Raw genomic sequence first — 22,062 nt, forward strand, 5'->3', positions numbered from 1 at the left:
CCCGCACAGAGCGACATTCGTTTCTGTGCCGCAGGTTCTATGGAGAAAACGCCAACAATCTCCATCGGCAATGTAACGGTTCATTGGTCTTAACTTCCCCTAAACCGTAAAATTGTTCCTTTCTGTGAGCTGGCGCCCAATGCCGCTATCCTTCGGCCAGAAAAATTCTGTTCATGTAGAGTATTGCGTATCGTGACGACCATCTGGCGCAGCGCCGTCCGAGCCATTGTCCTGGCCGCCCTGATCGCCCCCTCGCTGGCCGCCTGTGCTACTGGCAATCTCGGCGCTACCGTTAAGCGTGCCGCGTTTACCTCGAGCGAATATGGCGTCGCCGTTTCGCCACGCGTCACCTCCAATCCGAACCCGCCCAAGGGTGGTGGTCGATATCAGATCGGCAAGCCATACACGGTGCGTGGCAAGACCTATGTGCCCAAGCACGATCCCAGCTATTCTGCCTCCGGGTCGGCTTCCTGGTACGGCTCGGACTTCCATGGCCGGAAAACCGCCAATGGCGAGATTTTTTCCGCCAATGCGATCACCGCCGCCCATCCCACGCTGCCGCTTCCGTCCTATGTGCGTGTCACGAACACTGCCAACGGCCGCTCACTGATCGTTCGCGTCAATGATCGCGGGCCGTACGTCTCCGGCCGTATTATCGACCTGAGCTACCGCGCCGCCTCCATGCTGGGCTATGTCAACAAGGGCTCAACCAGCGTTCAAGTCGAATATGTCGGCCAGGCCCCGCTTGAGGGGGACGATACCCGCATGCTCATAGCCAGCTACAATGGTCCCGCCGATTATGACAGCGGCCCGATCCGCGTCGCCAGTTCCGGCGGACAGAGCAATCGCAGTCTTGTCGGCATGACCACCAATTTCATTAGTGGGCTGTTCTCCTATGCCGAAGCGTCCCCGCAGGAACTTGACGCCGCTGTGGGCTCTGCTCATGCCGCGGCCAACGCCATGGCCAGCGGAAACGCCGAGCTGGCCGATTGGGCAGGCTCCGTCGACGCCGACAGCCGCAAAATTCATCTTGCTCTCGGCATCTTCGCCGATCCGGGCAACGCGGCAACGCTGGCGCAGAACTTTGCCCGCCTTGGCGCGGTTACCGAAGAACCAGTCTCGGCCAACGGCCGCCCCGCAACCAAACTGACTTTGACCCACCTCAAGGCCGGGGCAACACGTCAGGACGCGCTTGATCTTGCCCGAGACCTTGGCCTGACTGACGCAATTCTCTATTAATTGCGTCTATATTGCGCCGGAAGGAACTCGGCGTCGATATTGCAATCGCAAGGGAACTGCGCCGTGAGAGTGCTGATCGCCATATTTGCCCTGCTCTCACTCGCCGGAGCAGCACTGGCCCAGGCCGAATTCGACACCAAGGCAAAATTCGCAGTCCTGATGGACTACGAGTCTGGCACGGTCATCTTCCAGAAGGACGCCGACGCGCCCCTTGAGCCGGCCTCCATGACCAAGCTGATGACTTTGGCTGTCGTGTTCAATGAGATCAGGGCAGGGAGGGTCAGCCTGGACGATGAGTTCTTCGTGTCCGAGAACGCCTGGCGCACGGGGGGTGCTGCCTCCGGCGGCTCGACAATGTTTGCCGAGCTCAATTCGCAGATTCGTGTCGAAGACCTTGTACGCTCCGTCATTATTCAATCTGGCAATGATGCCGCCATTGTCCTGGCAGAAGGCATTGCCGGTTCCGAGGCGACGTTTGCACTGATGATGAATGAGCTGGCCAACGATCTTGGTCTCGAGGGCTCGAACTTTACCAATTCCACCGGGCTGCCCGACCCCAACGAGCGTTCCACGGCGCGCGATCTCGCCGAACTCGGCCGCTATCTGATCCGCGAATTTCCCGAATATTATCACTACTTTTCCGAGCCCTCGATGGAGTGGAACGGCATTAATCAGGCCAACCGCAATTCGCTCGTGGAAATGGGCATTGGCGTCGATGGCCTCAAGACCGGCCACACGGAAGCGGCTGGTTACGGATCGGTGACCTCGACGGATCAGGGCGACCGTCGCTTGATCGCCGTCGTCCATGGCCTCACCTCGATGCGCGAGCGCACTGAAGAGGCCAGGAAACTGCTCACCTGGGGCGCCCGCGCCTTTGAGCGCTTCAACCCGTACGCCGAGGGCCAGATTGTCGCCTATGCTGACGTCTATGGCGGAGCTAAGCCTAACGTTGGTCTTGTCGGGCAGGGCGAAATCGCGCTCTACCTGCCGCGCGGTTCGCGCCAGTGCCTGTCGGCCACAGTCAATTATCAAGCCCCGCTTCTGCCGCCGGTGCGCCAGGGTGACCGGATCGCAGAACTGAGGGTCTTCTGCAACGGCCAACTCGTGCAGGCGGCACCTCTTTACGCCGCAGAGGACATCAGCCAGGGCGATCTGATCCGCCGCGCTACCGATGCGTTGAAGCAACTGGCATTGGGTTGGCTTTGAGCCGTGCCGCGTAGCGGCAAAATTGGTCCGGTGGACCCATTTTAGGCTGAAAGGCCATGAAAGCTGTGCTCGAATGGCGGGCAAAGCCGTGCCGGAGGCCTAATCTCCCTGGTGGGCGAACTTTAGGCTCAAAAGCTACTCGGCCTATGGTCGAATGGCGGGCAAAGCTGGCTCCTCCCTTTTCCCGTGCGCGCAGGTGTCCTAAAAGAGACCCGGATCAAGGAATCAGCCTGCCCATGCTTGAAGCGCCAAATCGACGCCCAGCTCGCTTCATCACCTTCGAAGGGGGCGAAGGGGTTGGCAAGTCGACTCAGGTTCGGCGTCTGCTCAACAATCTGGCCCATCATGCCATCGAGGCGGTGCGCACCCGCGAGCCCGGCGGCACCCCCAAGGCAGAAGCGATCCGCTCCTTCATCCTGCAGGGTCGCTCGGAGGCATGGGGCGCCGGTTCGGAAGCGGTGCTGTTTGCCGCGGCCCGGCTCGATCACGTCAACCAGCTCATCGCGCCCAATCTTGAAAAGGGCACCTGGGTCATTTCCGACCGCTTCTGCGATTCGACTCGGGCCTATCAGGGCCTGACAGGTGGCGTCGATGACAAGCTCATCGACGCGCTGGAAAATCTCGCCCTCGACGGTCACACCCCGGACCTGACCATAGTTCTCGACATGGACCCGGCCATCGCTTTCCGCCGCGTCGAGCAGCGCGCCGTCGAAGATGGCCTGCAATTGACGGGCGACCGGTTCGAGAAGGAGGAGCTGGATTGGCATCAGCGCCTGCGCGAAAATTTTCTCGACATCGCCCGCCGCAATGCCGACCGCTGCGTCGTGATCTCCGCCGAGCAGGACGAGGAAGCGCTCGAAGCCGCCATATGGGATGTCGTCAGCGCCCGCTTCCCCGAACTCCAGGGCAGACCGGTCTCGTGACACCTGAAGGACCAGCTGCGTGACCGATCCAACCGCGCTTCCCGACCTGCCGCTGCCCGAACAGCGTCAGGTGGCCATAGGACATGACGCGGCCCGAACGGCCGTCCTGACCCAATTGGCCGAGCACCGGCTCCCCGGCGCCATCATGCTGCAGGGCCCGCAGGGTATCGGCAAGGCCACATTGGCCTTTGAGCTGGCCACGGCCATTCTGACCGCGACTGGCGACGAAGACCCCAAGCGCGTGCGCGAACAGGTAGCGGCGCTGTCGCACCCCAATCTGGCGCTGCTCCGCCGCCGCCCCAAGGATGCCAAGGGCTATTATTCCGTCATTCGCGTCGAAGATATCCGCGAGCTGCGCGAAACTCTCCAGCACACCAGGGGCAGGTCAGGGCACCGCATCGCCATTCTCGATAGCATCGACGAGTGCAATCCCTCCGCGGCTAACGCGCTGCTCAAGACGCTCGAAGAGCCGCCGTCCGACACGACATTCCTGCTCGTTTCGCACCGTCCCGGTCAGTTGCTGCCCACCATCCGCTCGCGTTGCCAGAACCTGGCCATGCGCGGTTTGACCGATGACATGGTCCGGGCCGTCGTCGCCAGCAGCCATCCCGGCCTGGATGCCGCGACGCTGGAGCGCGCCGTACAACTCGCGGGCGGTCGGCCACGCCGGGCTTTTGAAACCCTGGCCCTGGCCGAAAATTCGCCCGTCGGCGCATTGCTCGCCTGGTTGCAGGGCCCCGAGCGCATGCCCGTCGCGGCGCAGATCCAGCTTGCCGATGCTCTGGGCGCCGATGCGCAGGGGCCGGACATGTCCTTTGCCCGTGAAATTCTTAACGACTGGCTGGCCCATGAGATGCGGGAGGCCGCCATGCACCCCACGGGGCGTTCGCGGCTTGCCTCGGCCACCGAGCTATGGGAGAAGGCAGGCGCACTTCTGGGCGAAGCCGACAGCGTCAATCTCGACATGAAACAGACGCTGGCGGTCATCTTCGACGCCATCCGGAAGCATTGCGCCCTGTTTGCCAATCCTGCCGAGCCAGCATGACCTCCAAGCCGTTTTACGTCACCACCGCGATCTCCTACCCCAATGGCGCGCCGCACATCGGCCACGCCTATGAGATGATCGCGACCGACGCCATCGCCCGCTGGAAGCGCCTTGAGGGCCGCGAGGTCTATTTCCTCACCGGCACGGACGAACACGGCATCAAGATGGTGCAGACCGCCGCCAAGGAAGGCGTTCCCGTTCGCGAACTGGCCGACCGCAATGCCGGCGCGTTCAAGGCGCTGGCCGGAGCGCTGAATCTGTCCAACGACGATTTCATCCGCACCACCGAACAGCGCCATCACGAGGCTTCGCAGGCCATCTGGAAGAAGATGGCCTCCAGCAGCAATGGCGACATTTTCCAGTCCACCTACAAGGGTTGGTACTCGGTCCGCGACGAGGCCTATTTCGATGAAGACGAACTCACTGAAAAGGACGGCAAGCGGTTCGCGCCGTCGGGCGCCGAGGTCGAATGGGTCGAGGAGCCGACCTATTTCTTTCGCCTTTCGGCCTATCAGCAGAAGCTACTCGATCTTTATGAGGCCAATCCCGATTTCATTGCGCCCAAGGAGCGGCGCAATGAAATCATCTCATTCGTAAAGAGCGGCCTGCAGGACCTCTCCATCTCCCGCACCACCTTTGACTGGGGCATTCCGGTGCCCGACGCGCCGGGTCATGTCATGTATGTCTGGGTCGACGCCCTGACCAACTACATCACCGGCGTTGGCTATCCTGACGAGAACAACGAACTGTTCAAGAAGTTCTGGCCGGCGGACCTGCATGTCATCGGCAAGGACATCATCCGCTTCCATACGGTCTATTGGCCCGCCTTCCTGATGAGCGCCGGACTTGAGGTTCAGCACCGCGTCTTCGCGCATGGCTTCCTCACGGTCGATGGGCAGAAAATGAGCAAGTCGCTCGGCAATGTGATTGATCCCTTTGCCCTTGTCGAAACCTTCGGCCAGGACGCCGTACGCTATTTCTTCCTGCGCGAAGTCTCCTTCGGCAGCGATGGCGACTACAGCCACGAAAAGCTGGTCAATCGCGTCAATGCCGACCTCGCCAACAATCTGGGCAATCTGGCGCAGCGCTCGCTTTCGATGATCAACAAGAACTGTGAGGGCAGGGTGCCTGAACTGGGCACGCTGACCGAGGCGGACAACGCCCTCATCGCCGAAGTCACCGAAGCCATCGCCGAAGCACAAAAGGCGATGGACAAGCAATTGGTCCACGAAGCGACTGGCGCCATCGTTGGCGCGCTGAGCTCGGCCAACAACTACTTTGCCGCGCAGGAACCATGGGCGCTGAAAAAGACCGATCCGGTCCGCATGGCGACCGTACTCTACGTTACGGCCGACACGGTCCGCCGCCTCGCCATACCCATGCTGGCCTTCGTACCCGCCTCGGCGGAGCGTCTCCTCGACCAGTTGGCTGTGCCCATTGACCAGCGTGTTCTCCAGGCTGCGTTCAATGCTAACAGTCTGCTAGCGAATACCGAGTTGCCCGCGCCCCAGGGCGTCTTCGCGCGCCTCGAAAAACCGGCCGAGTGACCATGCTGATCGACAGCCATTGCCATCTCGATTTCGAAGCCCTGTCCGCCGATCTGGACGGCGTCATGGCGCGTGCGGCCGCCGCCGGGGTCACCGGCATGGTGACGATATCCACAAGAGTGGAAAACTTTTCCACCTATGCGGGGCTGGCAGAACGTTATGAGAACGTCTGGTGCTCTGTCGGCACCCATCCGCACAATGCGCATGAAGAGCTGCATATTCAGACGGATGAACTTGTCCGCCTAAGTGCCCATCCGCGCTGCGTTGCCATCGGCGAAGCGGGTCTCGACTATTTCTACGACAACGCCCCGCGCGATGCACAGGCCACCGGTCTGCGCCGCCATATCGCCGCCGCTCGCATCACCGGTCTTCCACTGATTATCCACAGCCGCCAGGCCGATGAAGACATGGCGGTTATCCTCGAGGAGGAAGCCGGGCAGGGGGCCTTCCCCTTCGTTCTACATTGCTTCACCGCAGGCATGGATCTGGCCAAACGCGCCCTTGCTCTGGGTGGCTATGTGTCCTTTTCGGGCATCATCACCTTCAAGAATGCCGAAGAAATTCGCGAGGTCGCCAAAATCGTGCCGGCTGATCGCTACCTCGTTGAGACCGACGCGCCCTATCTGGCACCCATCCCACACCGAGGCCAGTCCAACGAACCCAGCTTTGTGCGCCACACGGCCGAAAAGCTGGCCGATGTCCGTGGCATTTCGCTCGAACAGCTCGCCGCGGAATCGACTGCTAGTTTCGGGCGTCTCTTTTCCAAGACCGGCGTGAGTTAGGCAGTGGCAGCACCCGACCGGATCATCGCGACCATATTGGGCTGCGGGTCATCCGGTGGCGTGCCGCGCATCGGCAATGCCTGGGGCGCCTGCGATCCCCATGAGCCGCGTAATCGCCGCCGCCGCTGTTCATTGCTGATCGAAGCCTGGCGCAATGGTGGCGAACACCCGACACGCGTGCTGATCGACACTGGGGCCGATCTGCGCGAGCAATTGCTGGGCGCACAAGTCGATCGGCTGGACGCCGTTCTCTATACACATGAGCACGCCGACCATACCCACGGCATCGACGATTTGCGCGTTCTGGCGTTGCACAACCGGCGCCGCGTTGACGTCTATTTCTCCGCAAGCTGCGGTGCGCGTCTCCGCGAGGCCTTCGGCTACTGCTTTTCGACCCCGCCCGGAAGCGCCTATCCGCCCATCCTCAACGCCCACGAAATCGCCACGGGCGACACCGTGTCGGTTGATGGCCCGGGTGGCACGTTGGACCTCAACGCCTTTGACCTGGTCCATGGCGATATCAAGGCTTTTGGCTACCGCATTGGCGGCCTGGCTTATTGTTGCGATCTCTCGGCCGTACCCGCCGCCGCGCATTCTGCCTTGCAGGACCTCGATATCTGGATCGTTGACGCACTGCGCCCAACGCCACATCCGAGTCATCTGAGCTTGCCTGAAACACTCGAACTGATCGAACGCTTCCAGCCGCGCCAGGCCGTGCTCACCAATATGCACATCGATCTCGACTACGCCGCCACCGAAGCCGAAACACCGCCAAACGTGACACCGGCCTTTGACGGCATGCAGATCGACGTCGTCAGTGGTCGCGTCCTCAATCGTTGAGCGGACATGGCTGCGTATATGGAAAGCGGCTACGTTGCCAGAGTCGGGAACAATCCATCAGCGCTTCTACGTTTCCGATACTGCAGGGACACCAAACCTCAGCGTTCCCGCCAAATGCTAACACCTGCAAGTTCCATAATATATATTACGCGAAGAGTTTGTGTGCGGAATTCTGTCCGTTCCCCAAACCGCAATGTCCCACGTCCCTCACGCTTTGCTATGGTGCACGCACCGAATCCCAATCACCCGGACACTCAGTGATGCAGCCATCCCGAGACATTTCCCGCCTCATCGAGATCATGGCCGCGCTGCGCGATCCGGATGGCGGTTGCCCCTGGGATCTGGTGCAGGATTTCCGCTCCATCCGCCACTACACAATCGAAGAAGCTTATGAGGTCGCCGACGCCATCGAGCGCGAGGACTTTGGCGATCTGCGCGAGGAACTGGGCGATTTGCTGCTTCAGCCGATCTACCATGCACAGATGGCCAAGGAAGCCGGCCATTTCGACATTGGCGATGTCGTCGAAACCATCACCGAAAAGCTGATCCGCCGGCATCCCCATGTCTTTGGCGATGTGGTGGCTGATGGCGCCGCGGATGCGCAGGAGCGCTGGGAAGCCATCAAAGTGCACGAGAGGGCTGCCAAGGCCGAACGCAAAGGCGATGCCGAACCTTCCATTCTCGACGACGTACCGCAAGTGCTGCCCGCCCTCGCCCGCGCTGAAAAACTCACCAAGCGCGCGGCCAAGGTCGGCTTCGACTGGCCCGACCTGCCGGCCGTCCGCGCCAAGATCGAGGAAGAACTGGCGGAAGTCGTCGAGGCCGAAGCCTCGGGCGATGAGAATGCCCTGCGCGAGGAAATCGGCGATCTGCTCTTTGCTGTCGCCAATCTGGCGCGCAAGGCCGGCGTGGACCCCGAGGCCGCACTCCGCGACGCCAATTCCAAGTTCACGCGGCGCTTCCACTATGTCGAGTCCCGCTGCCGCGAAGACGCGATCGAACCCGCCGTAGCTGGCTTGGATCGCCTGGATGGCTACTGGAACGAGATCCGGTCCAAAGACAAGACCTAGAGATCTGAGACGGCGATCCGGCCGTTGAACCGCTCGAGAAACGCCGCACGATGCCTCGGATCGACGCGCACGACGAAGTCCGAGCCCTGCTCATTGGCCTCGTCCCGCGAGATCACCTCGGCATTGGAGTGCAGCCAGCCGATATCACTGCCTGCGCTATGCGGCACATGCACGTGATAGGTCCGGCTCTGTTCGCTCAGCAATTGCTCGATTTTGAGCCGCAGCGCATCCAGCCCCCGTCCGGTGTGAGCCGATACAGGCAAGGTCGCCACTACCTTGCCGGCAGGCGCCGCTGACGCCAGGGCAAGCCCCGGCTCATCGAGCAGATCGATCTTGTTCCAGACCTCGACGATGGGCGTTGTCTCCGAGGAAACACCCAGCTCTTCGAGTACGGTCAGAACATCCTGCGCCTGCGCGGCATGATCGGGATTGGCGATATCGCGCACATGCAGGATGATGTCGGCATCCACCACTTCTTCCAGGGTTGCCCGGAAGGCCGCCACCAGATCGTGCGGCAAATCAGCGACGAAACCCACCGTGTCGCTCAACATCACCTCGCGCCCATGCGGCAGGGCAATCTTGCGCACGGTGGTGTCCAACGTGGCAAACAACAGGTTTTCTGCAAACACCCCTGCCCCGGTCAACACATTGAACAGGCTGGATTTTCCGGCGTTTGTATAGCCCACGAGCGCCACCACCGGGATCAGCGCCTTCGTGCGCTGCCGGCGCTGCTGCTCGCGCGTCTTCTTGACCTTCTCCAGCCTGTCCTCGAGCAGCACGATCCGCTCGGTGATCTGACGGCGGTCGCTTTCGATCTGGGTTTCGCCCGGACCACCCATGAAGCCGGTGCCGCCGCTGCCACGCTGCCGCTCCAGGTGGGTCCAGGAGCGCACCAGGCGCCCCTTCTGGTAATTGAGATGGGCCAGTTCCACCTGCAACACGCCTTCGCGCGTCGCCGCCCGCTCGCCAAAAATTTCCAGGATCAGCGCGGTACGGTCGAGCACCTTGGTGCCGGTTTCCCGCTCCAGATTGCGCTGCTGGATCGGCGTCAAGGCCGAGTCGACCAGCAGAAGCTCGATATCTTCCGCCTTCACCTTCTCGGCGAGCGTGGCTACATGGCCCGCTCCGATATAGGTCGCCGGTCGGATTTCACGCACCCGCACGACTTCGGAGAAGATGATGTCGAGCGCTATAGCCCCCGCCAGGCCTTCGAACTCGGCCTGCCGCGCATCGATGTCGTGATAGCTGGATTTGCCGCGCACATCGGGACACACAAGCCCGGTTCGCGTCGGCTGGGCCTGGCGATCAATAAAGGGCTTCGGGCCACCAGCCTGGGCGTCCCGCTCGTCGTCAAATTCGTGCATATAAGCGGTCAGTCGTGATCTGTGCTCTGCTCGGGATCAAACAACTGGATCGGCGCGCCGGGCATAATGGTTGAGATGGCGTGCTTATAAACCAGTTGCGACTGCGCGTCACGCCGCAGCAGCAGACAGAAATTGTCGAACCAGGTAATCACGCCCTGCAGCTTGACTCCGTTCACCAGAAAGATGGTGACGGGTACTTTCTGCTTGCGCACGTGGTTGAGAAAGGAATCCTGCAGGTTTTGCTGCTTTTCGCTAGCCATGTTTGGCCTCTTTACCGCGGCTTTATTGTCGCTGTTCTTGTCGCAATTGCTTGCGTCCGAATCCTGATGAGACTGCCGCCCAGCCCCGGGATCCGAATTATCATATCTTAGTCACTATGGCACAGTTGCGCAGAACTGCCTACCCGCCCACCGCGCATGGCTGAGAGCTATTTTCATCGTGTTTTCAGAGACCCAGCGATTTTATCTTGCGATGCAGGGCACTGCGCTCCATGCCTACAAACTCCGCAGTCTTGGAAATATTGCCACCAAAGCGCTCGATCTGCGCCAGCAGATATTGCCGCTCAAACACTTCCCTCGCGTCGCGCAGCGGCAGGCTCATCAGATGTGCCGAGGCATCCGCGTCACCAACCGTCGGCAACACCTCGCCAATGTCCGAGGGCAGCATGGCGGCTGTTATCACGCCGCCTTCAGGCTGCTGGTCCTTCATCAGGATCAGCAGGCGCTCGATGGAATTGCGCAATTGCCGCGCATTGCCCGGCCAGTCCTGCGCCTGCAGCACGGCCATGGCATCCTCGCCAACGTTCAACCGCTGCAGGTTGTGCATGCGGCAGACCTGCTCGATAAATACAGACACCAACGGCGGCACATCCTCGCGGCGCTCCTTGAGCGGCGTTAGGGGCAGCGGCACGATGGAGAGGCGGTGGAACAGGTCCGAGCGGAATTCTCCGGCCTCCACCTGCGCCGCCACATTCTGCGAACTCGACGATATGATACGCACGTCGATCGGCACCGCCTGGCTCCCGCCCACACGCTGGAACCGGTTTTCCACAAGCGTGCGCAACAAAGCGGCCTGCACCGGCTGCGGCAAGGTGGTTACTTCAGAGAGATAGAGTGTCCCCCCATGAGCCCGCTCCAGCGCCCCGACCTCGACCTTGAGCAGGCCCGTCTTGTCGCGCGCCTCGCGGCCAAACAAGACCACCGACACTTCCTCGGGGGCATAGAGCGAGGCATTAATCTCGACAAACGGCGCGTCGGCGCGCGGGCTACGCTGGTGAATCTGGCGCGCCACAAGGCCCTTGCCTGCCCCGCTGGGCCCGGAAATGAAGATGCGCGAATTGGTCGGCGCCGATTTTTCTATCACCCCGCGCACCTGCTGCAGCGCCGGCGAAGTCCCCACCATATCCAGGCTCTTGCTCGCCGAACGCTCCTTCAGTTCAGCCACTTCGCTGCGCAGGCGTGTCGCTTCCATGGCGCGCTGCGTGACATGGAGGAGCCGGTCGATCTTGAAGGGCTTTTCAATATAATCATAAGCACCCCGACGGATCGCCGACACCGCCGTTTCGACATTGCCGTGGCCGGATATCATCACCACCGGCATATCGGGGTGCTGGCTCTGGAACACATCGAGCAATTGCAGTCCGTCGAGCCGCGAGCCTTGCATCCAGATGTCGAGAAACACCAGGCTTGGGCGGCGCCGGGCGATTTCGTTCAGCCCGCTATCGGCATCATGGGCCTGCCGCGCCTCATAGCCTTCGTCCTCGAGGATCCCCGCGATCAGGTCACGGATATCGTCCTCGTCATCAATGATCAGAATGTCCAAAGCCATTTATTTGTGAACAACCGCGGGTAATTGCGGCTCCTCCTTGTGGGCAGGATTGTCGTCCGCCGCCGCGGCTCCTGCCTCTGTGGTGTTCATTGCTGGTGAATGCAACGGCAGCGTGAAGGTCACGCAAGCGCCCACCCTGCCTTGCGGATCGGGTTCTGCATCGATCAACTCGACGATGCCGCCATGCTGCTCAATGATGCGGGCGACGATGGCCAGGCCGAGGCCGGTGCCTTTCTCCCGCGTTGTCATATAGGGTTCCAGCAGCCTTTGTCTATTTTCCGCCGGCCAGCCCTTGCCATTGTCGGACACCGAAATACGGGCGTGATTGCCCTCCAGATGGGCTTCCACAGTTATGGTGGGCTGCCAATCCCCGGAAAGGGGGATGCCCTCGAAAGCTTCGACGGCGTTCTTGATCAGATTGGTCAGCGACTGGCTGACAAGGCGCGTATCGAACCACGCCATGATCGTCTCCTCGGGCAGCACCGTATTGATGTTGACCTCAGGCAGACGCACGCTCTCCAGGAACACAGCCTGGCGGATCGCATCGCTCAGATCGGCGGTTTCCGGAACCGATTCTGGCATGCGCGCAAAGGCCGAGAATTCATCGACCATGCGGCCGATATCCCCCACCTGGCGCACGATCGTGTTGATGCATTTGTCGAACACATCACGATCGTCTTCGAGCTTGCTGCCATAGCGCCGGCGCAACCGTTCGGCCGAGAGCTGAATCGGGGTCAGGGGATTCTTGATCTCGTGAGCAATGCGGCGCGCCACATCGGCCCAGGCACTGGTCCGCTGCGCCGATTCGAGATCGGTAATGTCATCAAAGGTCAGCACATAGCCCTTGGATTCGGTGATCGAGCCTTCGCGCGTCAACTGCACCTGGTAGATGCGCCGGTCGGTTTCATTGCCAAGCTGGATCTGGTCCCGTACCTGACCGCGGCGGGCGGATTTTGCCTTGTCGAGCGTTGCTGCGAGCTCCGGCATGATCTTGTCCATAGGCTCGCCCATCAGCTCGATTTCTGTCCTGCCAAGCATTTCGCAGGCGCGCGCATTGACCAGCGTCACCGCGCCATAGGGATCTAGCCCGATAATGCCAGCCGACACACCCTCCACCACCGCCTCGGTAAACTGGCGACGCTTCTCATTGACTTCATTGGCCTTGAGCAGGTCCAGCCGTTGCGACTTGAGCTGTTGCGTCATGCGGTTGAAGCCATTGGACAAATCCCGCAGATCGCCCCTGCCCTCCTGCACCGGCACCTGCACGTCGAGATCGCCCGAACTCACCCGTCGCGACGCGATCATCAGGTTTCGGATCGGGTCGACGAAGCGGTTGGCCAGCGCGATGCCGATCCAGAGCGCGGCCAGCAACAGTACCACGGCCAGCCCCACATACATGATCGTGAAGGTAATTTGGAACACTAGCCGGCTCGAGGCGTACTCTCGATATTCCGTTATATTCTCGTCGGTTAGACGCATATATTCGAGCACTTCTGCATCAACCGGACGTGCCACGAACAGAAATGTCTCGTCATAGCCGCGCAGCTTGACCACCGATCCCACGAACTGGGTCGACCCCGGTGCGATTGGCGTCGGTATTCCCTCAACCACGCCATCGGTCACCCCGGCAGGCAACTTGGGATAGGCCCCCGCTACATTGATCTGCGCCCGCATCAGCGTCTCGCCGTCCCGGTCGATCAGCGCTGTAAAGGGCAGTGAGCGCGTCACCGCCAGGGCTGTCAGGATCCGTTCAAATCGGACCGGCTCTTCCAGGTAAGTTTCGCGCGCCTGCTCAAGCTCGGTCGCCACCCAGATAATGTCATCGCGCAGCACTTGGGCATGTTCGAGCATGTAGGAACGGGCCACCAGCCGCGAGCTTTCTACCATCGCCCGCGTCCGCTCGGAGAACCACTGATCCAGCCCCTGGTTGAGCGCGATGGTCGCCACCACGGCCACAAGGGCCGCAGGCACCGCCGCCACAAAAGCGAACATCGCCACCATGCGTATTTGTAACCCTGCCCCGGGCACCCCGCGCAACCGCGCCTGCAACAGCAACACCGCCTCGGTCACCACCAGGGCAATCACCAGCAGCACCAGGAGGCCGGTGACCACCCAGATGACAGTCCAGACCGTCGGCGAGGGTTCGATATTGGTGACGCCGGAGAGGATGAAGAAGGATGCCGACGACATCAGCACCGAGGCAAAGACGACCACGAAGCCGAGCACGCGCAACGAGTAGTTCTGCTGGATGCGCAGCAATCCGCGCTGTCCAGCCGGCGATTCGCCGGCAGACGGGCTATTTTGCTCTGCGTTGGCTGAGACCAGTTCGGCCATAGACTGCCCAGTTTGCTCCGCTTCGACCGCAGTGGTTGTGACATTGGCGGCCCGTCGCGAGCCACCATCTATGTGCAATACCAGAGGGAAAGCGAAGCCTGACCCAATTCACCTGACCCTTCAAGACAATTGTTGCCAAAATGTGACACTCAGCTGCGCCGAGAGAACGCCCCAGTGGAGCGTTTTCCGCAGACGAGGCCCGGAGAGCTGTGCGCGCAGGGCACGAACGCCATGGACCCGTGCCTTGAGACCTGTGCTCAAGTGGCAATCCGATCCCGGCGGAGCGGCTCGCAGGGCAGGCCCCTACCCCCGACGGCTGCTATGCTTGACGATCTCGATGCTGTGCGTCCGGATCTTCTTGCGCAGCGTATTTCGGTTCAGGCCCAGCAAGTCCGCCGCCTTGATCTGGTTGCCACCACAGGCATTAAGCGCCATGGCAATCAGCGGCGCCTCAACCTTGTCGATCACCCTCTGATACATGCCCGCTGGCGGCAGGTTCGGTTCGTGCTCGCGCAGCAGCTGCCCCACATGGGTTTCCACCGCCATGGAGACATCCACCGGTCCCGAGGTTGCGTTTCCTGTCGGCCTGTCGACGATATTGAGCTCATTCTGCACAATTTCGGCCGAAATCTGCTCGTCCACGTAGAGCGCAGAAAGACGCCGGACCAGGTTTTCCAGTTCACGGATATTGCCGGGCCAATTGTAATCCTGCATCAGCCGGATAGCTTCGGGCGAAATGGACTTGGCCGGCTCGCCCTCGCGCTGCGCCAGGCGCAGGAAATGCTGCACCAGGTCTGTAATGTCGTCGATGCGCTCGCGCAGCGGCGGCAAACGTATCGGCACCACATTCAGCCGGTAATACAAGTCCTCGCGGAACAAGCCTTGCCGGATCATCTGGCTGAGGTCGCGATGCGTGGCAGCGACGATGCGCACATTGGTCTTGATGGCATTTCGGCCACCCACCATCGTGTATTCACCCTCCTGCAGCACACGCAGCAGACGGGTCTGCGCATCCATCGGCATGTCGCCGATTTCATCGAGGAACAGCGTGCCACCCTCGGCTTGCTCGAACCGGCCCGAGGAACGGGTATTGGCGCCGGTAAAGGCCCCCTTTTCGTGTCCGAACAGCTCTGCTTCGATCAGATCGCGCGGAATGGCCGCCATGTTGATAGCCACGAAGGGGCCGTTCCGCCGCTTGCCGAAATCGTGCAACGCCCGCGCGACCAATTCCTTGCCGGTGCCGCTCTCGCCGGTAATCATCACCGTCAGGTCGGTCTGCATCAGCCGCGCAAGGGCGCGATAGATGTCCTGCATCGCCGTCGAGCGCCCGACCAGCGGCATGCTTTCGCCCGGCTCCTCGGCCTTGCGTTCGGCATTGGTCGGCTTCTTGGCATCGGCCAGGGCCCGCGCCACCACCGAGAGCACTTCGGTAATGTCGAAGGGCTTGGGCAGGTATTCATATGCCCCCACTTCTGAGGCGCGAATGGCCGTCATGAACGTGTTCTGCGCGCTCATCACGATCATCGGCAGCTCCGGCCGGAGCTTCTTGATCTTGGGCATCACCTCGAAGGCATTGCCATCGGGCATGGCCACATCGGTAATCAGGATATCCCCTTCCCCGCGGCTCACCCAGTTCCACATGGTCGAGATATTGCCTGTCGGCCGTACCTCGTAGCCAGCGCGGGTAAGCGCCTGGTTGAGTACCATGCGGATTGCGGCATCGTCATCAGCAAGCAGAACGACATGGCTCATACGGGCGAACCCTCTTCGACATCGGCGGAATTCTGGAAGGCACCACTGGCAACCGGTAGCAGGATGCGGAAACGGGTACGGCCAGGGCGGCTGTCACAATCGATCACCCCGCCATGATCCCCCACGATCTTTGCCACCAGCGCGAGCCCCAGGCCAGATCCATTGGTCTTGGTGGTCACGAACGGATCGAACAGGAACGGCAGGATATCGGGCGGCACACCCGGTCCGTTATCTTCGATGACGATTTCGAGCGGCAGCGAGATGCGCTCGGCCACGCCGGCCACGCTGATGCGGATGCCTGGACGGAAGGCCGTCGAAATCTTGATCTCGGGTTTCTGTGTTCTTTCAAGAGCTTCCGAGGCGTTCTTGATCAAATTCAGAAAGATCTGGATGAGCTGGTCGCGATTTCCGAATACCGGCGGCAGCGAGGGATCATATTCTTCGTAGAAGGTGATGCCTCGCGCCACGCCATTGCGTGCCAACAGCTTCACCCGGTCCAGCACGACGTGAATATTGATCGGCTCGCGTTCCATCGGGCGCTCGTCGCCAAACACTTCGACCCGGTCGATCAACCCCACAATCCGGTCGGTCTCTTCGCGGATCAGCCGTGCCAAAGGCACCTCGTCGCTCGGCACCGACTGCTCAAGCAATTGCGCCGCGCCGCGAATGCCCGAAAGCGGGTTCTTGATTTCATGGGCCAGCATGGACGCCAGCCCGGTCACCGAGCGCGCCGCGCCGCGCGACACCATCTGCCGGTCGATCTTGTCGGCCATGGTGCGTTCCTGGATCAGCACCGCCACCCGCCCATCCGTGTCCGAAATCGGGCTGGCGAAAACATCGGCAATACGCTCATCGCCAAAGCGCGACGACCCCACCCGCACCCGATATTCGGTCATCGGCGCACGTCGCTGCACCACCGTCTCGACCAGCGAAATGATCGGCGATCCAAAGGCGATCAGATCGTCCAGGCTCTGCCGGGTCAGCACGCTCAGCGATGCGCCAAAAAACGCCTCGGCGGCATAGTTGACGAACTGGATGCGCCGCGCCTCGTCGAGCACCATTACGGGCTGCGGCAGCGCCTGCAGCACGGCGCGCGCCGGTACGGAATCGAGATCCATCACAACAGCACTGCTCATGCGGCCGCCCTCCATTCCCCTGAAAACAGGGTATCAATCAGCGACAGCACCGCTTTGGTGTCCTCATTGTCCAGCAATTGCGTCCGCGTCGGCTTGTCCAGCGCCAGTCCGGCCGCGTCGGCATACCAGCCCAGATGCTTGCGTGCCGCCCGCAACCCGACCTCGATGCCGTAGTCAACCAGCATGTCTTCATAATGCCGCTGGATCAGCGCCACGAGCTCAGAGCCCTCCGGAGGCGCCTCGGCCTCGAGCCCGCTCAGCGCTGCTCCAATTTGGCCAACGCGCCAGGGTTGTCCCTGCGCCCCGCGCCCCAGCATGACGGCCGCAGCCCCGGATTCGGCCAGTGCCTGCCGCGCGCTCGCGATATCCACAATGTCACCATTGACCACCACCGGCACATCAACGGCCTCGACTACGCTGCGCACCAGCGCCCAACGCGCCTGGCCCTTGTAGAACTGCTGCCGCGTCCGGCCATGCACGGTAATCATCTGCGCGCCAGCGCTCACCGCCAATTGCGCAATCTGCGCAGCGTTGAGGCTCTCATCGTCCCAGCCCAGCCGCATCTTGACCGTCACCGGACGCGTCGTCGCACCTGCGACCGCCTCAACAATGCCCAGCGCCTGGTCGGGCACCCGCATCAGCGCCGAGCCGGCATAGCCATTGGTCACCCGCTTGGCGGGGCAACCGAAATTGATGTCGATGATATCTGCGCCCGCCCCCTCGGCAATGCGAGCGCCCTCGGCCATCCATTGCGCCTCGCAACCGGCCAATTGCACCACATGCGGCAGCGTGCCCGCACGCGTCAGCTTGCGCACCATGCCGCCATGGCCGGTGCTCAGCGCCGCGCTGGCCACCATTTCGGAGACCACAAGCCCGGCGCCAAAGCGCTCAGCGATCTCGCGAAATGGCCGATCGGTTATACCCGCCATCGGCGCCAGAAAAGCGCGATTTCGGATGGCATGCCCACCAATGCTCAATGCGCAGGCAGTGTCGGTCAAGGAATTGCCCCAGATTTGTTCAATTTGGCAATGGTGCCCGCACAATAGTCAATTTCGGACACCGCGCAACCGCTTCTCACTGTCGCAGCAGGGTAAACCAGCCCTGCTCTTGCCGCATGGCAGAGCGGCAGCTAGACCTTTTGGAACAGACGGTTCCATTGCCCAGTGCCTATATCCCCATGCGTCCAAAATCCATAGCCGTCATCATTGTCGCAGCCGGCAAAGGCGAGCGCGCTGGAACCGACGGCAATCCAGACCCCAAGCAATACCGCCTGCTGGCCGGGAAGCCGGTGCTGTCCCGCACCATCACAGCCTTCTTGGCCACCGACGCCGTCACCCAGATCGTCGCCGTCATTCACCCGGACCACGCGGCAAGATATGGTCAATTGGTCCTTGATGACGCCCGCCTGCTGCCGCCAGTCCTTGGCGCCCTCACCCGGCAAGGCTCAGTCCTCGCTGGTTTGAAGGCCCTGGCGCCGCTGCGCCCCGATCTGGTGCTGATCCAGGATGCCGCCCGTCCCTTTGCCACCCCTGCCCTCATTGCGCGTGTCATTGCGGCCCTGGACCAGCATGACGCGGCCCTGCCCACCCTGCCCGTCACGGACACCATCAAGCGCTCACGCGACGGCACTCGTGTCGCCACCACCGAAGATCGCCGCCAGCTCTTTGCCGCTCAGACCCCTCAGGGCTTTCGTTTCGGCCAGATCTTTTCTGCCCATATGCGGGCCGAAACGGTCCGTCGCGAGTTCACTGATGATGCGGAAATTGCCGAATGGGCTGGCCTCAGCGTGGCCATGGTCGAAGGCGAGCGCAACAATCTCAAGATCACCCATCCCGAAGATTTCTCGCGCGCGGAGCGTATTATCATGCCCGACCACGGCACCGAAACACGCATCGGCACCGGCTACGATGTCCATCCCTTTGCGCCCGGCGACGCGGTCTGGCTGTGCGGAGTGAAAATCCCCCACAAGGCAAAGCTCCAGGGCCATTCAGATGCCGATGTTGCACTACATGCCCTGACCGACGCCATTCTCGGCGCCATAGGCGAAGGCGACATCGGCACGCATTTCCCGCCCAGCGACGATCAGTGGAAAGGCGCAGCCTCCACCCTGTTCCTCGCCCATGCCGGAGAGCTGGTTGCGCGCCGCAAAGGGCGCATCGTGAATCTGGACGTGACAATTGTCGCCGAAGCGCCGAGGATTGCCGCTCACGTCCCCGCCATGTGCGCCGTGATCGCCGAGACGCTCGGCATCTCTGCGGATCGCGTGGCAGTCAAGGCGACGACAAACGAAAAGCTCGGCTTTATCGGGCGGGAGGAGGGTATCGTGTCCATGGCCAGTGCCAGTATAGAATTGCCAAGGGAGGATTGAATGGCAGGCAAGGCTAAACCTTCTGCGGGCCAGCAGATCATCGATCTCCTCGCCGAACGCAACCAGACTCTGGTCACCGCCGAAAGCTGCACCGGCGGCATGATCGCCTCGACCCTTACCGATGTTCCTGGCGCGTCCGCGGCCATTTATGGCGGCTACATCACCTACGCCAATTCGGCCAAGTCGCGCATGATCCAGGTGCAGCCGCGCCTCATCGGTGACTACGGTGCCGTCAGCAACCAGGTGGCCCGCGCCATGGCCGATGGTGCCCGCAACACCGCCCGCGTCGATTTTGCCGTCGCTGCCACCGGCATTGCCGGTCCCGATGGTGGAACCGAGAAAAAGCCCGTCGGCCTGGTCTATGTCGCTGTCTCTTCGGAACTGGCCACCGTCGTCATCGAACACCGTTTCGGCGATCTGGGCCGCGACGGCATCAGGAAAGCCACCGTCGATGCGGCGCTGGAGCTTGTACTGCAAGTTCTCACCAGCGACCCTCCCAGCCCTTAAACTTGTAGCCGCGACGGCCGGTACGCTTCACATTGCGAGGCTCAGGACGGACCTGGCTGGCATACCAACGGCCGGAAGTGCTAAGTGTCGTTTCTAAGCGCGCGGGGAGCAAGTAGTATAACCCATTTGGGGTCTGTTTAGGTAGCCTACGTAATATGCCGATCACCCATCGCAATAATGTAACCGTGAATGGCTTGGGCGGCACTGCTATGATGTTCGCCCATGGGTTCGGTTGTGATCGCAATATGTGGAGATTCATCGAGCCCCACTTCCGCAATGATTTTCGAACGGTGCTTTTCGATCATGTTGGCGCTGGCATGTCCGACCTTAAGGCATACGATACGGAGAAATATTCCAGCCTTGACGGATACGCCGCCGACATCGTGGAAATCGGCCAAGAACTCGGAATTGAAAAAGCCGTATTTGTTGGCCACTCAGTCAGCGCCATGATTGGCGCATTGGCCTCAATTCGAGCGCCCGGCATGTTCAACAAACTTGTGATGATCGGTCCCTCGCCGCGCTACATTGATGATGGCGAATACTCTGGTGGATTCAGCGCCGCACAAATCGAAGAACTGTTGACCTCGCTTGATGACAATCACATGGGCTGGTCCGCAGCCATGGCCCCGGCCATTATGGGTAATCCAGATCGGCCTGAGCTTGGCGAGGAGCTTACCAATAGCTTTTGTCGAACCGACCCCGAGATTGCCAAACAGTTTGCGCGGGTGACGTTCATGTCTGACAACCGGGCCGACCTGTCCAAAGTCGAAGCGCAGACACTTATACTGCAGTGCAGCAATGACATAATTGCTGCCGAGCACGTGGGTGAATACGTCCACAACGCCATACCAGGCAGTCAGATCAGGCATCTTCAGGCCAGTGGCCATTGCCCGAATCTGAGTGCGCCTGAAGAAGTCATATTGGCGATGCGCGATTTTGTCTGAGGGAAAGCATGCCGAGGATTTAGAGGATCTTTTTGAGCACGCGCCCTGCGGCTATCTCTCCATGCGCCCGGATGGACGAATTGCCAAGGTCAACACGACGCTCTGCGACTGGCTTGGCAAGTCGCCAGAGGCAATCGTCGGCAAGCGCCTCCGCGACCTCCTCAACGTAGCGGGCAGCATTTTTTATGAAACCCATTTCGCGCCAATGCTGCGCATGCAGGGCTTCTTCCAGGAAGTAGCATTGGACATGGTCAGGGCCGATGGCGGCTTGGTGCCAGTTTTGGCCAATGCCGCGGAACGAAGAGACGGTTCCGGCGACCTTCTCTTCACCAGACTCACAGTCTTCAAGGCCACAGAGCGTCGCCAGTACGAGCGCGATCTGGTGGAAGCGCGGGCAGCTGAGCGCGAGGCCCGCCGTCAACTTGAGGATATTGTGTCATCCCTTCAGGCCGGAATGGCTGAACAGGTCGCCATTGTCATGGAGGAGAAGCGCAATTCCGAACTGAAGGAACAGTTCGTCGCAGTGCTTGGACACGACCTGCGCAACCCATTGGCCGCAATCGACGCAGGCGCCAGCAAGATGCTTCGAGATCAGGCTTGGACAGATAGCACGCCTGTCATCTTGCGCCTGATGAAGAACAGCGTCTCCCGTATGAGCGCATTGATTGACAACGTATTGGATCTCGCGCGCAGTCGACTTGGCGGAGGCATAGTCCTCAATCTTGTCGACCGCCCGCTGCAACCGACGCTGGAACTGGTGATCGCTGAAATACAGACTGCCCATCCCAGTAGGGTGATATCGACCAGGTTCGAAATTGCTAGACCCGTGAGGCTTGATCACGACCGCATTGCGCAATTGCTCTCAAACCTTCTTGGCAATGCCGTAACCCACGGAGCGCAAGACAAAGAAATTCGCGTTGAGTGTACGGTCGATAGCGCGGGAAATCTCGCGCTCAGCGTCGCCAATGCAGGTGATCCGATTCCTCAAGAGATGATCCCGCTGCTGTTCCAGCCTTTCCATCGAGGCCAAGTACGCAGTAACGCCTACGGCCTCGGTCTCGGTCTCTATATCGCGTCAGAAATTGCCCACGCGCACGGTGGCCGGATCGATGTGGAATCCGAACAAAGTGAAACCCGCTTCATCTTCCATCTACCGGCTCAGTGAATCGAGCATCCAG

At 61.1% G+C, this 22,062-nt stretch carries 19 protein-coding genes; 12 read left to right on the plus strand and 7 right to left on the minus strand.

The window, feature by feature from the left end:
- The first annotated feature begins 192 nt into the window (after positions 1-192).
- From GO014_RS19345 to mazG, 8 genes are all read left to right on the plus strand, one after another.
- Positions 193-1,239: a septal ring lytic transglycosylase RlpA family protein gene (locus GO014_RS19345; protein ID WP_343030750.1), complete on the plus strand. Its 1,047-nt coding sequence runs from the start codon at positions 193-195 to the stop codon at positions 1,237-1,239.
- A gap of 63 nt (positions 1,240-1,302) precedes the next feature.
- A complete protein-coding gene (locus tag GO014_RS03720) occupies positions 1,303-2,445 on the plus strand; it encodes a D-alanyl-D-alanine carboxypeptidase family protein (protein ID WP_343030751.1) in 1,143 nt (380 codons plus the stop codon).
- A 236-nt stretch (positions 2,446-2,681) separates the two neighbouring features.
- Positions 2,682-3,368, plus strand: a complete 687-nt coding sequence (gene tmk, locus GO014_RS03725; RefSeq protein ID WP_157289157.1) for a dTMP kinase — start codon at positions 2,682-2,684, stop codon at positions 3,366-3,368.
- A 19-nt stretch (positions 3,369-3,387) separates the two neighbouring features.
- Complete coding sequence (locus GO014_RS03730) at positions 3,388-4,413, plus strand: AAA family ATPase (protein ID WP_157289158.1); 1,026 nt, start codon at positions 3,388-3,390, stop codon at positions 4,411-4,413.
- Positions 4,410-5,960, plus strand: a complete 1,551-nt coding sequence (gene metG / locus GO014_RS03735) for a methionine--tRNA ligase (RefSeq protein ID WP_157289159.1) — start codon at positions 4,410-4,412, stop codon at positions 5,958-5,960. The genes GO014_RS03730 and metG overlap by 4 nt, the downstream gene beginning before the upstream one ends.
- Positions 5,961-5,962: 2 nt before the next feature.
- A complete protein-coding gene (locus tag GO014_RS03740; protein ID WP_157289798.1) occupies positions 5,963-6,742 on the plus strand; it encodes a TatD family hydrolase in 780 nt (259 codons plus the stop codon).
- A gap of 3 nt (positions 6,743-6,745) precedes the next feature.
- A complete protein-coding gene (locus GO014_RS03745; RefSeq protein WP_343030752.1) occupies positions 6,746-7,582 on the plus strand; it encodes an MBL fold metallo-hydrolase in 837 nt (278 codons plus the stop codon).
- 260 nt (positions 7,583-7,842) lie between these two features.
- On the plus strand, positions 7,843-8,652 hold the full coding sequence (gene mazG / locus GO014_RS03750) for a nucleoside triphosphate pyrophosphohydrolase (RefSeq protein ID WP_157289160.1): 810 nt from the start codon (positions 7,843-7,845) through the stop codon (positions 8,650-8,652).
- Here mazG and hflX read toward each other — a convergent pair.
- From hflX to dusB, 7 genes are all read right to left on the minus strand, one after another.
- Positions 8,649-10,016 (minus strand): GTPase HflX, encoded by a 1,368-nt coding sequence (gene hflX / locus GO014_RS03755; protein WP_157289161.1) that lies wholly within the window; start codon positions 10,014-10,016, stop codon positions 8,649-8,651. The two genes, mazG and hflX, sit on opposite strands and share 4 nt — an antisense overlap.
- A gap of 8 nt (positions 10,017-10,024) precedes the next feature.
- Positions 10,025-10,276 carry an RNA chaperone Hfq gene (gene hfq, locus GO014_RS03760; RefSeq protein WP_104894367.1) on the minus strand — a complete coding sequence of 84 codons (252 nt, stop codon included), beginning with the start codon at positions 10,274-10,276 and terminating at the stop codon, positions 10,025-10,027.
- Positions 10,277-10,460: 184 nt separating this feature from the next.
- Entirely contained in the window at positions 10,461-11,843 is a 1,383-nt protein-coding gene (ntrX, locus tag GO014_RS03765; protein ID WP_116590385.1) for a nitrogen assimilation response regulator NtrX, read from the minus strand.
- Positions 11,844-14,102 carry a sensor histidine kinase gene (locus tag GO014_RS03770; RefSeq protein WP_179952913.1) on the minus strand — a complete coding sequence of 753 codons (2,259 nt, stop codon included), beginning with the start codon at positions 14,100-14,102 and terminating at the stop codon, positions 11,844-11,846.
- Positions 14,103-14,480: 378 nt separating this feature from the next.
- Positions 14,481-15,929 (minus strand): nitrogen regulation protein NR(I), encoded by a 1,449-nt coding sequence (gene ntrC, locus GO014_RS03775; protein WP_157289163.1) that lies wholly within the window; start codon positions 15,927-15,929, stop codon positions 14,481-14,483.
- The gene (locus GO014_RS03780) at positions 15,926-17,065 is read right to left on the minus strand and encodes a two-component system sensor histidine kinase NtrB (RefSeq protein WP_116590544.1); all 1,140 of its coding nucleotides are present in this window, start codon (positions 17,063-17,065) and stop codon (positions 15,926-15,928) included. Before GO014_RS03780 ends, ntrC begins: the two co-directional genes overlap by 4 nt.
- The gene (gene dusB, locus GO014_RS03785) at positions 17,062-18,063 is read right to left on the minus strand and encodes a tRNA dihydrouridine synthase DusB (RefSeq protein WP_281351132.1); all 1,002 of its coding nucleotides are present in this window, start codon (positions 18,061-18,063) and stop codon (positions 17,062-17,064) included. The genes GO014_RS03780 and dusB overlap by 4 nt, the downstream gene beginning before the upstream one ends.
- A 140-nt stretch (positions 18,064-18,203) precedes the next feature.
- Here dusB and GO014_RS03790 point away from each other — a divergent pair, with 140 nt between their 5' ends.
- The 4 genes from GO014_RS03790 (at position 18,204) to GO014_RS03805 (ending at position 22,049) form a co-directional block, all read left to right on the plus strand.
- Positions 18,204-19,433, plus strand: a complete 1,230-nt coding sequence (locus tag GO014_RS03790; protein ID WP_343030753.1) for a bifunctional 2-C-methyl-D-erythritol 4-phosphate cytidylyltransferase/2-C-methyl-D-erythritol 2,4-cyclodiphosphate synthase — start codon at positions 18,204-18,206, stop codon at positions 19,431-19,433.
- Positions 19,434-19,940, plus strand: coding sequence for a CinA family protein (locus tag GO014_RS03795; RefSeq protein ID WP_157289164.1), 507 nt, complete (start codon positions 19,434-19,436; stop codon positions 19,938-19,940).
- A gap of 155 nt (positions 19,941-20,095) precedes the next feature.
- Positions 20,096-20,884: an alpha/beta fold hydrolase gene (locus GO014_RS03800; protein WP_157289165.1), complete on the plus strand. Its 789-nt coding sequence runs from the start codon at positions 20,096-20,098 to the stop codon at positions 20,882-20,884.
- The gene (locus GO014_RS03805) at positions 20,841-22,049 is read left to right on the plus strand and encodes a PAS domain-containing sensor histidine kinase (protein WP_343030754.1); all 1,209 of its coding nucleotides are present in this window, start codon (positions 20,841-20,843) and stop codon (positions 22,047-22,049) included. Before GO014_RS03800 ends, GO014_RS03805 begins: the two co-directional genes overlap by 44 nt.
- Positions 22,050-22,062: the final 13 nt, after the last annotated feature.

This window comes from Devosia marina, from assembly GCF_009758415.1.
GTDB classification, from domain to species: domain Bacteria; phylum Pseudomonadota; class Alphaproteobacteria; order Rhizobiales; family Devosiaceae; genus Devosia; species Devosia marina.

Excerpts from the sequence above, each read along its gene's own strand:
- tmk (WP_157289157.1), top strand. The coding sequence starts at position 2,682 with ATGCTTGAAGCGCCAAATCGACGCCCAGCTCGCTTCATCACCTTCGAA.
- metG (WP_157289159.1), top strand. The coding sequence starts at position 4,410 with ATGACCTCCAAGCCGTTTTACGTCACCACCGCGATCTCCTACCCCAAT.
- GO014_RS03740 (WP_157289798.1), top strand. The coding sequence starts at position 5,963 with ATGCTGATCGACAGCCATTGCCATCTCGATTTCGAAGCCCTGTCCGCC.
- mazG (WP_157289160.1), top strand. The coding sequence starts at position 7,843 with ATGCAGCCATCCCGAGACATTTCCCGCCTCATCGAGATCATGGCCGCG.
- hflX (WP_157289161.1), bottom strand. The coding sequence starts at position 10,016 with ATGCACGAATTTGACGACGAGCGGGACGCCCAGGCTGGTGGCCCGAAG.
- hfq (WP_104894367.1), bottom strand. The coding sequence starts at position 10,276 with ATGGCTAGCGAAAAGCAGCAAAACCTGCAGGATTCCTTTCTCAACCAC.
- ntrX (WP_116590385.1), bottom strand. The coding sequence starts at position 11,843 with ATGGCTTTGGACATTCTGATCATTGATGACGAGGACGATATCCGTGAC.
- ntrC (WP_157289163.1), bottom strand. The coding sequence starts at position 15,929 with ATGAGCCATGTCGTTCTGCTTGCTGATGACGATGCCGCAATCCGCATG.
- GO014_RS03780 (WP_116590544.1), bottom strand. The coding sequence starts at position 17,065 with ATGAGCAGTGCTGTTGTGATGGATCTCGATTCCGTACCGGCGCGCGCC.
- GO014_RS03795 (WP_157289164.1), top strand. The coding sequence starts at position 19,434 with ATGGCAGGCAAGGCTAAACCTTCTGCGGGCCAGCAGATCATCGATCTC.
- GO014_RS03800 (WP_157289165.1), top strand. The coding sequence starts at position 20,096 with ATGCCGATCACCCATCGCAATAATGTAACCGTGAATGGCTTGGGCGGC.